Origin of the sequence: Vibrio splendidus, assembly GCF_002873455.1 — a bacterium.
Classification (GTDB): domain Bacteria; phylum Pseudomonadota; class Gammaproteobacteria; order Enterobacterales; family Vibrionaceae; genus Vibrio; species Vibrio splendidus_J.
Genome location: NZ_MCUN01000022.1, coordinates 44,070 through 57,399, shown reverse-complemented (window position 1 = coordinate 57,399; position 13,330 = coordinate 44,070). Strand labels below are relative to the sequence as shown.

13 protein-coding genes are annotated in these 13,330 nt (G+C 43.0%); 6 read left to right on the top strand and 7 right to left on the bottom strand.

Features of this window, described 5'->3' with window-relative positions:
- Positions 1–10: 10 nt before the first annotated feature.
- The 3 genes from BCU75_RS17275 (at position 11) to BCU75_RS24715 (ending at position 2,171) form a co-directional block, all read left to right on the top strand.
- Entirely contained in the window at positions 11–1,216 is a 1,206-nt protein-coding gene (locus BCU75_RS17275; protein WP_102474563.1) for a multidrug effflux MFS transporter, read from the top strand.
- Between the two features lie 91 nt (positions 1,217–1,307).
- Positions 1,308–1,658, top strand: a complete 351-nt coding sequence (locus BCU75_RS17270; protein WP_017105643.1) for a hypothetical protein — start codon at positions 1,308–1,310, stop codon at positions 1,656–1,658.
- Between the two features lie 378 nt (positions 1,659–2,036).
- Complete coding sequence (locus tag BCU75_RS24715) at positions 2,037–2,171, top strand: hypothetical protein (RefSeq protein ID WP_277868922.1); 135 nt, start codon at positions 2,037–2,039, stop codon at positions 2,169–2,171.
- Positions 2,172–2,326: 155 nt separating this feature from the next.
- On the opposite strand, the gene BCU75_RS17265 is transcribed toward BCU75_RS24715, so the two are convergent.
- The 3 genes from BCU75_RS17265 to BCU75_RS17255 form a co-directional block, all read right to left on the bottom strand.
- The gene (locus BCU75_RS17265) at positions 2,327–2,944 is read right to left on the bottom strand and encodes a glutaredoxin domain-containing protein (RefSeq protein ID WP_012600280.1); all 618 of its coding nucleotides are present in this window, start codon (positions 2,942–2,944) and stop codon (positions 2,327–2,329) included.
- Positions 2,945–3,012: 68 nt separating this feature from the next.
- Complete coding sequence (locus tag BCU75_RS17260) at positions 3,013–3,903, bottom strand: DMT family transporter (RefSeq protein ID WP_017089881.1); 891 nt, start codon at positions 3,901–3,903, stop codon at positions 3,013–3,015.
- 153 nt (positions 3,904–4,056) lie between these two features.
- The gene (locus tag BCU75_RS17255) at positions 4,057–5,055 is read right to left on the bottom strand and encodes a porin (protein WP_102474562.1); all 999 of its coding nucleotides are present in this window, start codon (positions 5,053–5,055) and stop codon (positions 4,057–4,059) included.
- 376 nt (positions 5,056–5,431) lie between these two features.
- On the opposite strand from BCU75_RS17255, the gene BCU75_RS17250 reads away from it, so the two are divergent.
- The gene (locus BCU75_RS17250; RefSeq protein WP_102474561.1) at positions 5,432–6,445 is read left to right on the top strand and encodes a succinylglutamate desuccinylase/aspartoacylase family protein; all 1,014 of its coding nucleotides are present in this window, start codon (positions 5,432–5,434) and stop codon (positions 6,443–6,445) included.
- A 258-nt stretch (positions 6,446–6,703) separates the two neighbouring features.
- Here BCU75_RS17250 and BCU75_RS17245 read toward each other — a convergent pair whose 3' ends face one another.
- The 3 genes from BCU75_RS17245 to BCU75_RS17235 form a co-directional block, all read right to left on the bottom strand.
- The gene (locus tag BCU75_RS17245) at positions 6,704–7,423 is read right to left on the bottom strand and encodes a DsbA family protein (protein WP_102474560.1); all 720 of its coding nucleotides are present in this window, start codon (positions 7,421–7,423) and stop codon (positions 6,704–6,706) included.
- 133 nt (positions 7,424–7,556) lie between these two features.
- Positions 7,557–8,126, bottom strand: coding sequence for a protein disulfide oxidoreductase (locus BCU75_RS17240; RefSeq protein WP_102474559.1), 570 nt, complete (start codon positions 8,124–8,126; stop codon positions 7,557–7,559).
- A gap of 3 nt (positions 8,127–8,129) precedes the next feature.
- Positions 8,130–10,193, bottom strand: a complete 2,064-nt coding sequence (locus tag BCU75_RS17235) for a protein-disulfide reductase DsbD family protein (protein ID WP_102474611.1) — start codon at positions 10,191–10,193, stop codon at positions 8,130–8,132.
- A 195-nt stretch (positions 10,194–10,388) separates the two neighbouring features.
- Between BCU75_RS17235 and BCU75_RS17230 the strand changes: the two genes are divergently transcribed.
- On the top strand, positions 10,389–10,577 hold the full coding sequence (locus tag BCU75_RS17230; RefSeq protein ID WP_076674133.1) for a hypothetical protein: 189 nt from the start codon (positions 10,389–10,391) through the stop codon (positions 10,575–10,577).
- 581 nt (positions 10,578–11,158) lie between these two features.
- Here the strand turns inward: BCU75_RS17230 and BCU75_RS17225 are convergent.
- Positions 11,159–11,407, bottom strand: a complete 249-nt coding sequence (locus tag BCU75_RS17225; RefSeq protein WP_102474558.1) for a hypothetical protein — start codon at positions 11,405–11,407, stop codon at positions 11,159–11,161.
- 252 nt (positions 11,408–11,659) lie between these two features.
- On the opposite strand from BCU75_RS17225, the gene BCU75_RS17220 reads away from it, so the two are divergent.
- Positions 11,660–13,264: a mechanosensitive ion channel family protein gene (locus tag BCU75_RS17220; RefSeq protein ID WP_076674136.1), complete on the top strand. Its 1,605-nt coding sequence runs from the start codon at positions 11,660–11,662 to the stop codon at positions 13,262–13,264.
- Positions 13,265–13,330 lie beyond the last annotated feature (66 nt).

The window sequence follows — 13,330 nt, the reverse complement described above, 5'->3', positions numbered from 1 at the left end:
AGGGAATTTTTTGAGCCAATCGATCTTTAAAAAAACACCGTTACTCTTGGCTGTGATGATTATTGCTACGGGGCAGGTAGGTGTGAGTATCTATTTACCATCATTGCCCTTAATTGCTTCTGACTTAAATGTGACTCAGGTAGATGTACAGCTTCTCGTCACACTGTTTCTTGTAGGTTTTGGCTTGTCACAGCTATTTTATGGACCGATGTCTGATGCAGTGGGAAGAAGGCCTATCTTCTTGTTAGGTCAGGGTGTCTATTTGATTGGTACTATTGTTTGTGTTGCGTTTTCTGACAACATGACGGCGCTTGAGATTGGTCGCTTGTTGCAAGGTTTAGGAGCGGGTAGTGCTTCGGTTCTCGGACGAAGTGTGCTTCGTGACAGTTATGATGGCCCTCAACTAACCAAAGCGTTGTCTTATATCTCGATCACTGCTTCGATCATGCCGATCATTGCGCCCGTGTTTGGCGGTTGGATTTCATTTCACCTTGGTTGGCAAGCGGTGTTCCTGTTTGTTTTGATGTACCTACTGGCGATATTCACGCTAGGTTACTTTGTGTTGTCTGAAACTCTGCCATATGGAAAGAGTCGCTTTGATACTTGCCAGGTGGTGAAGAACTACGGACGTTTGTTGACTAACCGCCAAGTGTTGACCAGTGCCAGTTATAACTGGATGAGTTACATGGCGAGCTTGGTGTCTTTATCGTTGTTTCCATTCTTAATGCAAGATCAATTGGGGTTGACCGCCGCAGAATATGGTTCTCTGATGATTGTCCCTTCGGCTGGCTTATTGATAGGCAGCGTGGCTTTGAACTTGTTCAACCGTAGGTTTAGTACTCCGCAATTAATGAGTCTTGCGATTTTGATTATTTTGGCCTCGGGAACTTGGCTACTCACTCATGAGTTATCCATCTTTAACTTAGTTTGGGCGTTTACTTGGTTAGCGATAGCGCAAGGTATATCGTTCCCTCTATCGATCAGCATGTTATTAGAACCTCATAAGAAGCAAGCGGGCGCAGTATCGGCATTGTCGGGCTCAATTCAAATGTGCTTGGCGGGCTTGTTAGGTGGATATTTAGTGGAAAGCTGGGTGACGACTCACTTACAGCTTGGCGTGTTCTACCTGATAATTGGTGCAGGCATGGGCTGTGTATTGTGGTCTTCAAGTCGAGCTAACAAAAAAATCGCCTCTGCAGCTGTAGAATATAGCTAGATAGGTTTTATACTTGCACACTCTAGTTAAGGCGTTGTATTTGTGTTGATGGTTTCCTACAATACTTCGGTCCATTTAATAGGTGTAAAACATGCAGCAAAATGAATTTGAAGTACTGGTAAAAGCGATTTGTGTTCTAGATGGTTTGCCTCAAGCACTCGAGCTATTGAAATCCAACGAGGATACTGAAGTCGCTGAGGCTGCAGAATCATTGACTGGCCAATTTGCGTTAGCTGAAGTTGACGGCGAAAAGCGTATTTACCATGTGACGCTTCAAGAAAATGAACAAGGCGAAGAGCAAGAGTACATCGAGCATGTTATGAATGAAGGCGATGACTTAATCAAATTTGCAGCTTGGTTCTTTGAAACGATGTTCGAATTAAAGCAAAAAGACACATACCAAATTGCGGGTAAAACTTACAGACAGCCAAAGCGTAGCTAGTGTTTTAGTTTCTAGATATTAGATATTAGATATTAGATATTAGATATTAGTTACTCGCTATTCGGCACTAGCGAATAGTGTCCTTTTTAAGGTCAATATTTCTAAGCTAAGTATTTAAAAAGCAGCTCACTTGAGCTGCTTTTTTATGAATGTCTAAACCAATGTCTTGAATTGCAAATGGATATGGTGAATCAAGGATAGACGAGCTTAACATTAACTCATTGATATAAGGATACAATGCTGATTTACGCAAAGACAAGAATACGAATTTTGCAATCGGATAGATACCTTGCATTAAAGTGTGATTTAGATCTTGTTTTTGGGCGTTTTAAGTGTAGAATCCGCGCATAAGAAAATTGATTATGTGCGGAGATAAGCATGAATTACGAACTAGGCCACGCATACCTTGGTCAAATGGTAGCAAAAAACATGATGCATGAAGCATTGTATGGCAAGCCAAAGCAAAAAAAAGCATCATTCCTTAAACGAATGATGAAGAAAATGGCTAAATAAGCACTTTCTAAAACGGAATTTTAAAAGGCCTTAAACTCGATGAAGTTTAAGGCCTTTTTCGTTTTAGCGATTAATGAAAGTCATCGCTCGTTTTGTTGTGGATGGACACAAAAAAACTGATTAATTCACGATCGGATTTATAACTCTGCGTGAGTTTAGCCTGTCGATTGGTTGGACAGATCGACAACATTATTTGGAATGGTATCTAAACCATTCTCTTTCATCCACGCTTCTAAGTTGTCTGCTCCACCGATGTATTTACCATCGAGCCAGATCTGAGGAACGGTTACCGGTGTTTTCTCACCAATGTGCGCTTTGACCTCGGGAATCATGCGATACAAAGCTGCGCTGTCTTTTACGACATCGTGGTATTGGTATTCAACACCCGCCTCATCAAGCATTTTCTTTGCTTTAACGCAGAATGGGCAGGTCGCTTTACCATAAACGATGTTGCCTTTTAGGCTGTCTCGTTTGGTCCACTCTTTGATCACGGATTGAACTAACACACCGCGGTTGAGCGCTTCGCCTTGGCTTACAACTTTTCCTTCAACAACAAGGATCGGAGCATGCCAAGAGCCCAGCTTTAGAGGCTCCCACCAGTGAGACAACCAATCTTTCACTTCCAGTTCGACATCAACATCTGACAACTCATTCTCAAAAGTATCCTTAAGAATGTCTTTGGTAAGGGTACATTCCCCACATGGGATATTAACTTTAAATGGACCCCAGCTGCCTGCCCAACGGTATAGTGTAATCTTGACTGGTTTCTTCATGGTTACGGCCTCGTTTGAATTCTCTTATCCATATAGAACGGACAGTTGAACTATTTATTTCACTAACCCTAAACTTTCTTCAGTTTTGACGGCTTTTTGGTTTCCCAGTGCGTTATAAATGCGACTGACGCAATAATAATAGCAGCTCCGAGCCATAAGCGACCTGGTGGAACCCAGCTAAATACAATCCAACCCGCTAGGACATTTAGCGGTAATTTTGCGTGGTCAAACGGTTGCACGAATGAAGCATCAGCAACTGAGTAGGCTTTTACAATTGCCCATTGAGCAAGTGCTGTCATAACACCGATAACAATTAAGATAGCCCAAATCGTACCGCCGCTTGGAGTCTGCCAATCTGGCGCAGCAAGTAGGATGTTAAATGGCGTAATCAATAGTAAAAGGTAGACCACCATGGTTGAAGGACTGTCTTGTGAAGAGAGCTTTTTCACCATTAGTGAGTAGCATGCCCAAAAGAAAGCGGCACCAATTGGTAGTAGCGTTGCCCAGTTAAAGTCTTCAGCCCACGGCTCTAGAATCACCATCGCACCCACGAAACCTGCTAAGGTCGCGCCCCAGCGAGCAGCTCCAACTTTCTCTTTAAGGAAAAGCCCTGAACCTATGGTTGCAAACAGTGGCGACGTCATGAGCAGGGCAATGCCTTGCCAAATAGGAACAGGGTAAGCCAGCGCCCATATCCAAAGTTGAATACCAATCACCGATAAAAACACACGGAATACATGCAATTTGAGGTTGTCGGTTTTTAGCGCGCGGCGAATACCTAGCGTTTTCAGATAAGGAAGAATAGCGAACAACGCAATGGCGTATTGAATGACGGCAACGGTAGTAGAAGTAAGTCCGAAATGAATGCTAGCGATTTGAGTTAGGCTGTTAATGACGGCAAAGGCTAGGCCTGCGGTTAGCATCCAGCTAGCGCCTTGGATCGGATGGTGTTGTGACATGATGCTTCTAATTATTTGATGTGGTTCACCTATGATACGGATTTAGCACCACTTAACCAGAAAAAGCATTGATGAAGTTAGTCAGAATATTTGAATATAAAAAAGGTTGAGCCATTGCCCAACCTTTTAGTCTGTATCTAAAGCCGATTTAGATTAGAAGTCGTAGCGTAGACCTAGACGAAGAGAATCTTCGCTTTGTGTCTCTAGGCCCGCAACTTTTACATCGTCTAGGTTGTTTAATTGGTAAGCAACGTACGTACGAATAGACTTGTTGAACTTGTATGTACCCGTTAGTTCGAAGAAATCAGCGGTATCTACAGTGATGTTCTGTGTCGCGTCTTTTTCTTGTTTTTGGTACAAAGCAGCCAATTCAAATTGATCTGTTAATTTGTACTTAGCCGCAACTTCTACACCAGAGAACTCAGTCTTAGCTTTGTCGTCAAGGTCACCCATTGTGTAGGTAGCACCTAGGTATAAAGCATCCATTTTGTAGTTGATACCAGCAATCACAGCGGTTGCAGAGCCGTTACCCGCACCGTTGTCATTACCTGAGTAACCAAGACCAAAACCTAAGCCCATTGGCAGTGTGTAGATACCAGAGATACCGTAACCGTCTGTATCTTTATCCTCACCAGCAATCAAACTTGCTTTAAGAGAAATTGCGTCTGCATTGTAAGCGTATACAAACGTGTTGTTAATCTGCTCGTCACCTGCATTGATGAATGCTTTTTGGTCACCAGAGTAGATAGTAACATCCGACATTTCTGAGATTTGAGCTGCGGCTGTATCTTGACGACCGACTGAAACAGCACCAAAGTTGCCTTCAAGGCCTGCGTACATGTAACGTTGTTTAAAGTTATCTGTTTCATCGTTATCCGCTGAAGAATTTACGCCTTGTTCTGCTTCGTAGAAACCGAAACCAGATAGATCGCTAGTGATTTCAGTAGTACCGCCAACATTTAAACGCACACGGCTTTTATTTTTCATGGTTCCGTCGATTTCTTTACCGCCTGACCCGATGAAATCACCACGGAATTCTGCACGACCGCCAATTTTAAGTTCTGTACCATCAGAGCTGTAAACTGTTGCTGCTAGAGATGAACCTGAAACTAGTGCCGCTACCACTGCAGAAGCTAGAACTGCCTTTTTCATAATCACTTACCTTGTATTTTAAAATCCGTGAGCAATGTGCTCTCCGTTTCGATATGAAGCTAATTTAGAGCAGCTAAATTAAGCTTTCATTTCTATAAAATTACATTTTCGTGAATAGGGAACTTTTTAAGTGTTGATTTTATTGCACTTTTATTTCAATAGACTGAGTGGTTTGTGAATGGTTATATAACTTATCCGTTCTTGAGTGCTGACTTTCACAAGCTTTTATTTAGGAGAAGTGATGATGATATGAGTGAGTATTATGGGGAAGTCAGAGCTTGTTCATCTTATTAACTGTTTGTACTGATTAAGATATCCTCTATGATGCAAAAACTTAGAAGAGAATAGATTTTGCTCAACAAGATGGAGACGTTGGATGAAAACAGAGTACTTAGGCGATGTTTTACAAGGTAGGCAGGTTATTGGCTCCTTGAATGTTGAAGACCTACCCGTTGGAGAGCACCAGTTTTGGTTTCAAGTAACCAGTGATGGGCTAGGGCAACCTAAAAACATGCCTGTTTCTGTTTTTAAAGGTAGCCAAGATGGGCCAAAGTTGATGATCACCGCCGGTATTCATGGTGATGAGCTAAACGGAGTGTTGGCTGCTCAGCAAATTATCAGAGACTTAGTCGGTAAAACTCTCAAAGGCACGGTAACGGTAGTGCCTACTGTGAACCTGTCCGGCCTGCTAAATCACAGTCGTGATTTCATCTCTTCGGATCCGGGCTCTTGCCCTGCCAACCTTAATCGACTCTTTCCGGGGGATGCGAATGGCTTAGCGGCAGAGCGCTTTGTTGCATCTTTGTGGGATCGCTTACTCAAACACAATGCGACATTCGCCGTTGACCTGCATACCCAAACTCGTGGTGCGGTATACCCACTTTATGTTTTTGCTGACTACCGAATTGAACAATGCCTTGAAATGGCAAGGTTGATGATGCCAGATTGTGTTCTCAATGATCCTGGCGATCCTGGGATTCTCGAAACGGTTTGGAATCGAAGTGGAATTCCGAGCATTACGGTGGAAGTGGGGATGGGTAAGTTTACTCAGCCTGACATGATTCAACGAGCCGTAGACGGTGTTTTTAATATGCTGTCTTACTACGAGATGCTTGATGGTGAAGATCCGTTAGGAGAAAAGCAGCTGCCGAGCATGGATTGGATTGAAGGCAAAAACGTCGTGTCTATCCGCGCCGACATAGGTGGCTTTGTGTTGCCTCAGGTCGAGCTTTTGCAAAGTGTTGAACAAGAGGATCTTCTAGCGATTCAATATGATGCTTTTGGCAATGAATGTCGCCGCTATCACGCCCCTTCTGCCGGGCGAGTGCTGAGCTATAACGTGGATGCACTAAGGGAACCTGGAGCGCTTGTTTGTCGCTTACTGAGTTAAGCAAAAAAAGACCGAGCCGGGCTCGGTCAAAGGACAGTTGTCTAGAGTTAACACGTCCTTCACTCATCGACAGAACTGCTTTTAGAGTAACGAGGATAAATTAAGAACCTATTACGAGATGGTGACACTTCGACTGTTTTTTTGTTTCAAAAATATTATTGAAAGCATTGCTTTAATATTATGAAAAGCCGACTACGAGTGTGAAGTGACGCGAGTCGGCTTTTTTATCAATGTCTCTTTCGAGTCAACGACACTCGATTAAAAAGCGTCATCCACGATGTCTTTAAGTTGATTGTAAGGCACATATCCTGGTAAGACATTTCCGTTAATCATCATTGTTGGGGTACCCGTTAAGCCGAGAGCGCTGAACGTTTGATGGTTAGTAGTTAGAACCTGGTTTTGTTCTTGAGTTGTTTTTAGCTCCGCTTCTGTTCCCGTCTTCTTGGCAACAGCTTCTAGTGAGCTTTTCGAGTGAATACCGCTTTTCGCCATCAGTAATCTATTAACTTCAGGGAATGCTTCTGGGTTATCTTTCCATACTTTCATCGCATATAAAGCGGCATTGGTATTGAGGCCGTCGACTTGTTGCTGTTTAAACGATAAGTACACGTTGATCACTTTAATGTCGCTGTTCTCAGAGGCTAATTGAACCAAGCCTTTTTCCAAGCGTTTACAGTAAGGACAGTTATAGTCGGTAAAGCTAATGATGACCGATTTGCCATCCGGGTTGCCTGTGATTGGATGAGCATCATTGTTATACAGCCAATCTTGGCTTTCTGCTTGAGCTTTCTTCGCTTGTTCTTGTCCTGCTACGTACTGCTCTAAACTAGTATGTAAGCCCGAGATCGTAGAAGGGTTATCTTTCAGAAATTGGTTAATTTCTTCAAGTTGCTGGGTTTGTTTTGTACTTAACTCAGCGAAAGCACTGTTGCTCATTAGTGAGCCTAAAATCAGTGTACTAATCAGATGCTTTTTCATGTTATTTATTCTCTAATTCTTGATAATCGTGAGTGCTCGTTGGATCGCGCTCACGGTATTATTCTTAGTTAAATTGGCTTAAATCAGTCCATTCATCTTGCTTTGCTTCGCCTTACTTTTCTTTGAAAGCGAGTTAGGCAAAGTAGGTTCTTAACCAGAGCCCTATCGGGGAAGTAACGCCTGTTGCGATACTGCTAATCTCTCCATCTTTGATGATGACGATGCTTGGAGTGACATTAACGCCCCAACTTTTGCTGATTGATCCAGAAACATCATTGATTACAGGGAAGTCATACTCTTTGGCGTCTAAGAAGCGCTGAACACGTTCGTCAGGACCCGATGACAAAGCGACCGAAACTACTTGATGCGAATCGCTGAAGCTATTGACGGTTGGGCTTACAAACTTGCAGGCGCCACACCAAGTCGCCCAAAAATAAACAATGACGGGCTTACCATTTTTACTTAGCTCGATAACATCAATATCTTTGCCTTGGAGCGACTGACCCACGATTGGAATCGCGTCTCCTTGAGGCATGCTTCTGCTGTGGTAAAAATCCATGGCAAATGAAACCACGCCAACGATCAATATCATTGAAACCAGTTCCTTTCCCCACTTCTTAAGACGACTTGGCTTTTTGGCCTCACTCTTTACAGCGCTGTCTTCAGTCGTGTTAGATTTCTCTTCATTGTTGGGAGTCTTCATTAACTACCTCGCAGCGTCGATGGTTTGAGTGACGGTGTCACTATTTAAAATAACAGGCAGTGGAATACCGCTTTTAGAGCTTGGCCCGTAGACGATATTAAATGGCACACCAAATCGCCCATTACTTTGTAAGTATTGAGTGACACTTTCACTTGGTGTTGTCCAATCGCCTTTCATCAAAACAATGTCTTCTTGTTGTAGGTGGCTATAGACAGGATCTTGAAGAATGACGCCAATTTTGTTGGCTTTACAGGTGATACACCATTCTGCGGTCACATCGACAAACACTGTTTTTCCTTGATCAACCAATTGGGGGATCTGTTTTGCATCTAGCTTTTGCCAAGCAAGGTTGTCAACAATTGGCGTAGCCCAATTATTTGCGGTAACGCTGCCTACGATCAATGCAGCACCAAACACCAAGGTTGTGGTTGCGATGATAGGAATAAGTACCTTGCGACCCAACTTACGGCCAATCCAAATCAATACTGTAATCACGATAAACAGTGACAACAGGATTGTCGGGAATTTACCAATGAATGGGCTCATTAGACTTGCTAACCATAGACTGGTGATGAACATCATCAAGCCAAACACCAGTTTAACTCTGAACATCCATGCCCCAGGTTTTGGTAGTAGTTTAGTAAGACTCGGAAACAGCGCGAAAATCAACCAAGGTGCACTCATGCCGAAACCGAGTGCGATAAAGATAGCCCACAACTCTTGGTAGCTTGCCCCAAGAGCATAAGCGACTGCGGTTCCTAAGAACGGAGCACTGCACGGAGTTGCCAAAAGCGTCGCAAACATGCCTTGAATAAAGTGACCTGAATGGGAGTCGTCGCCTTTAGTTGCCATCCAAGTGTTTAAACCTGATGGAAGCCTGAATTCGAATAGACCAAGTAAGTTAATCGAGAACAGTAGGGTGATGATCAGCATGAATCCGATGAACCAAACATTTTGGAACTGGATTCCCCAACCAATCGCATTACCACCCATCTTTAGAACGGTCATGCCAAGGGCTAATAGTGCAAATGACGTGATGACACCCGAAGCAGAAGCTAGAAATGAGAGTCGGATATGTCGATTGGTTGCTCCTTGGTTTTGAATGATGCTGTTTAGCTTCATTCCTAATACAGGCAGCACACACGGCATGATGTTGAGGATCAAACCACCAATCAAAGCAAAGCCAATCATTGCTAGAAAACCGTTGCTACTTGCTTGATAAGCAATAGGTTCTGAGCCAACTTGAGCGGTCATCTCTTCGGCAAAGTTAGTGTCTGACACGGTGACACTAACGGTGCGATCGGTTAAGTCGACTTCGCCTATCCAGTTGCTGACATCGAATACTGCGGTCATTGTATTGTCTGTGATGTGGACGGTTGGTGGAGAGAAGAAGTCATCAAGCACTTCTTGGCCATCAATCAATACCATCGGTTTATCCCAGCCTTCCTCACTTGTTAGCTGAGTAACCAGTTGTTGTTTGCTTTTATCCCAGAACAGGCCGTTCACTGAAGTGCGATTCGCTTCTCGTGGAGATTGGCTCATGCCTTGATTGAACAAGAACATCGCTTCTTCATCGATCTCTAATGTTTGCGGATCAATCGGCAGTTCGATGTCGTAATCGGTTAACACACAAATATTGGTGCATGACGGGAAAGAGAGAGAAGCTCTAAATACCGCAGGTTGCGTGTTGTCTTTCAACGTAAGGGTGACAGGAAAGCTAACGTGCTTTTTGTACCCCAGCGTCATTACGTCAAGTTGTTCGTAGTATTTAGGGATCGGCCAGTGCCAATCTACAGACTCTATATTAGTTGAATCAGACCAATCCCAGCTTGGCGGAATGCCACCTTCACCTGGGCTGCGCCAATAGGTTTTCCAGTCACCGTCGAGTGTAACGTCCAATACAGTTTGAACGGTACCGCCGTTATCTGACTGCTCACCTGTCGACATCATTCGCATTTTTACAGGTGGATGTTCAGGCACGCTTATCCAGCCCGTGGTTTGAGCTAGGGCGGTAAATGACGTCATGATTAAGATTGTAATGACGTAAGCTTTTGCGCATGTACGCATGCAGAATGCCAACGAGTCGGCAAACTTAGTTAGTAGTGTGTTGTACACAAATGTATCTCCAAAAAATAAATAAAAGGGTGTAATTGCCCGGCTATTTACTCTCTAAATATACAGTGCGTGAGATGTAACCGAAGTTTTGTTGGTCGAGAAGAGCGATGATTGTCTCTGGATAATCTCGAGATGTGAGGAGACAAGTTGAATGCAACAGCAATAATCAGAACGAAAGGGATCAGCCAACCCGTTTTAGGAGTGGAGAAGGTCAGCATTTTAGAACTTAGGCTGCATGAACTTGAATTAGGCGACGTTAACATTTTAGATGCTTCTAAACCGAAAACACTGGCGTATAGATCGGCCATTTTTTCTGAAGAAGTAAGATCGCTTTGAGGGTTACTGGCTTCTGAGTGAGTTTGTGTTTCAGCTAAAATGTATTGACTATTGGCCAGTGTAGATAAAGAGAATTTCTTTACGGACAGAGTACTCGCCAAACAAGTTACGATAACCAGTCCGGTAAGGAAGAGTGCCCAAAGCGAATGCTTTTGCTGGCGGCTCTGTGTGGATAAGAAAAGTAGCGATGTATTAAGCAAATCAGTCAGTAATCAAATCAGTTAGTAGTTAAAGCGAGCTTGTTGAATTGCGGTTAGCTTAGGTAAGTTCTCCTCGCGCCACAAGTCATAAAATTGTTAAAGTGAAACTATGTATAAATGCGGAAACTATGTATAAACGCAGTAACTGTGTATACACTCGGAAACTGCGTATACACTCGGAGACCATGTATACACGAGAAACGACGCATAAACACCAACTCACGCAAATACGACATTTAGCTCTAACTAAAGTTCACAACAACTGGAAGTTATCGCCTATTTATTCTGTATCGAGTGGTTTCATTATGAAGTGATACAAAAAAGCCCAACAGATCGTAGATGAATGTGTTGAGCTCTAATCATTGGTACTATTGGAAAGGCTTAGTGAGTACGGCGAGGGCCATTACGTACCAAGTCTTTACCATTTTTAAAAACTTCTTTGGTGATCCAGCGAGCGAGCAGAACTTTGTGGCTGCTGTTGAATACCGCAACGAAGTGACGACCATCTGAATTATTGGTTGCCATGCCTACACCTTCAACGCCTTCAAGACCCAAACCGCCAGCTTCAACTGAGATTAGGAACTTTTCTAGTTCTTCTAAGGAATCGATAATATCAAGTTCGTTGTTCATTTTTATGCTCTCTTGCTATTAGCTAATATCGGACTTAAGGCGTTCTAGTGCATGTACTTAAGTGACGATATTGGCGGTTGTACTTTGTTGGTTGCGTACTCTACAGGTCAAAAGAGGGGATTGGAACTCTCAAATATTAGATACGGACTGATATTTTGCGAATTTTTAACACAACATACGTTTAAATGCTTGTTATCCATATCCTTTTTACTACTATTTAAAGGGTCAATTTAGACATTCATAGGAATTAACATGATAAAGGTTTGGCGTTGTCTATTTTTAATGTTGGCGTTTGTTGCATCAGGGAGTTTTGCACAAAGTGTCGATAAAATAGCAGAAGTACAAGACCAGCTAATGCTGGACCTAACAACATTAGAAACAGCGCACGATGCTGAGAAGCCGTTTCTAGAAGATATATTAAGACGAAAAAACCAAGCTTTGCGTGAGGAGATTTCGTCCCAATTGTCGTCAGACAAAAAGGCAGGGCTAGATGCTGTTCTTGCTCAGCAGGTTGAGCTCTTACAACATTTACTGTCATTAAATGAAGTTAAGATTGTATCGATGAGTAAAGAGAATCGTTCGGCGGAAGGTGATGCTAAAAAGCGCCTTGAGCTGCTGATTCAAAAACGCATTGGGATGATGGATGTTTATTATCAGCAACTCTCTAAAACTTTAAGTTGGTCGAAAGAAAGAGATGTTGATGTAACGGCCGCTGAAAGTCAGCTAAAAGCGGCATTGATTTCTCGTTCTCAATATTTAACCAACGCGATTCTTTACACCGATACTCAACGTCAGGACTTAGAGCGTCGTTTGTCTTTTGTTAGCGAAGAAGAAAAAGCGACGATTAAAACTGAGCTAATACGCTTCAGTGAACGAACCAGTGTAATGGCTGCCAGCTTAGAGAACAGCATCTCTATGATGAGTCCGTTTGGTGTGGATGTAACCTCTTACAAGCGCATTTTATTGGCGACGACAGGGGACATAAATGCTGACGTATTGGATGTTGATGTTGCACTAGATCTGTTGGATGGCTGGTTACGTTCGTTTAGTTCTTGGGCGTTTGACAATACCCCTTCTTTTGTCGTTAAGCTCGCGCTGTTTTTAGGGATTTTGTATGTGACTCGCCTTATTGCCAACGTTGCTCGTAAAACGGTTCGCAAGAGCGTCTCACATTCAAAAATGGACTTTAGTGTCTTGATGCAAGAGTTTTTTGTATCAATCGCATCTAAAGCCGTTGTGTTTATCGGTTTGCTTATTGCCCTGTCTCAAATAGGGATAGAGCTTGCCCCATTACTTACTGGTTTCGGTGTCGCGGGTGTCATCATTGGTTTCGCCCTACAAGATACCTTGTCCAACTTTGCATCGGGTTTGATGATCTTGATCTATCGTCCTTACGATGTGGGTGACATGGTTAAAGTCGCTGGCGTTCAAGGAACAGTAAAAGACATGAGCTTGGTGTCGACAACGATTCAAACCATTGATAATCAACGCTTGGTGATCCCAAATAACAAGATTTGGGGAGACGTGATCAACAACATTACAGCAGAGCGTGTTAGACGCGTTGATATGGTTTTTGGTATTGGTTATTCCGATGATATCGACAAAGCAAAAGGCGTGTTGAATGACATCCTTCTTGCGCACCCGTTAATTCTTAGAAAACCAGAGCATATGATTAAGCTCCATACTTTGAATACGTCTTCGGTTGATTTCGTCGTAAGGCCTTGGGTTAAGACTGAGGATTATTGGGATGTATATTGGGATGTGACGGAAACCGTGAAGAAACGCTTTGATGAAGAAGGCATCACGATTCCATTCCCTCAAAGAGATGTACACATTTACAATCACGAAGAAAGCTAGTTACAAAAAGGCTAGTTACAAAAAAGCTAAGTCGGCTTAGAGTCGACATTCTTAATATGATATTAA

Coding starts and splice junctions, on each gene's coding strand:
- BCU75_RS17270 (WP_017105643.1), top strand. CDS start 1,308: ATGCAGCAAAATGAATTTGAAGTACTGGTAAAAGCGATTTGTGTTCTA.
- BCU75_RS24715 (WP_277868922.1), top strand. CDS start 2,037: ATGAATTACGAACTAGGCCACGCATACCTTGGTCAAATGGTAGCAAAA.
- BCU75_RS17265 (WP_012600280.1), bottom strand. CDS start 2,944: ATGAAGAAACCAGTCAAGATTACACTATACCGTTGGGCAGGCAGCTGG.
- BCU75_RS17260 (WP_017089881.1), bottom strand. CDS start 3,903: ATGTCACAACACCATCCGATCCAAGGCGCTAGCTGGATGCTAACCGCA.
- BCU75_RS17255 (WP_102474562.1), bottom strand. CDS start 5,055: ATGAAAAAGGCAGTTCTAGCTTCTGCAGTGGTAGCGGCACTAGTTTCA.
- BCU75_RS17250 (WP_102474561.1), top strand. CDS start 5,432: ATGAAAACAGAGTACTTAGGCGATGTTTTACAAGGTAGGCAGGTTATT.
- BCU75_RS17245 (WP_102474560.1), bottom strand. CDS start 7,423: ATGAAAAAGCATCTGATTAGTACACTGATTTTAGGCTCACTAATGAGC.
- BCU75_RS17240 (WP_102474559.1), bottom strand. CDS start 8,126: ATGAAGACTCCCAACAATGAAGAGAAATCTAACACGACTGAAGACAGC.
- BCU75_RS17235 (WP_102474611.1), bottom strand. CDS start 10,193: ATGCGTACATGCGCAAAAGCTTACGTCATTACAATCTTAATCATGACG.
- BCU75_RS17225 (WP_102474558.1), bottom strand. CDS start 11,407: ATGAACAACGAACTTGATATTATCGATTCCTTAGAAGAACTAGAAAAG.
- BCU75_RS17220 (WP_076674136.1), top strand. CDS start 11,660: ATGATAAAGGTTTGGCGTTGTCTATTTTTAATGTTGGCGTTTGTTGCA.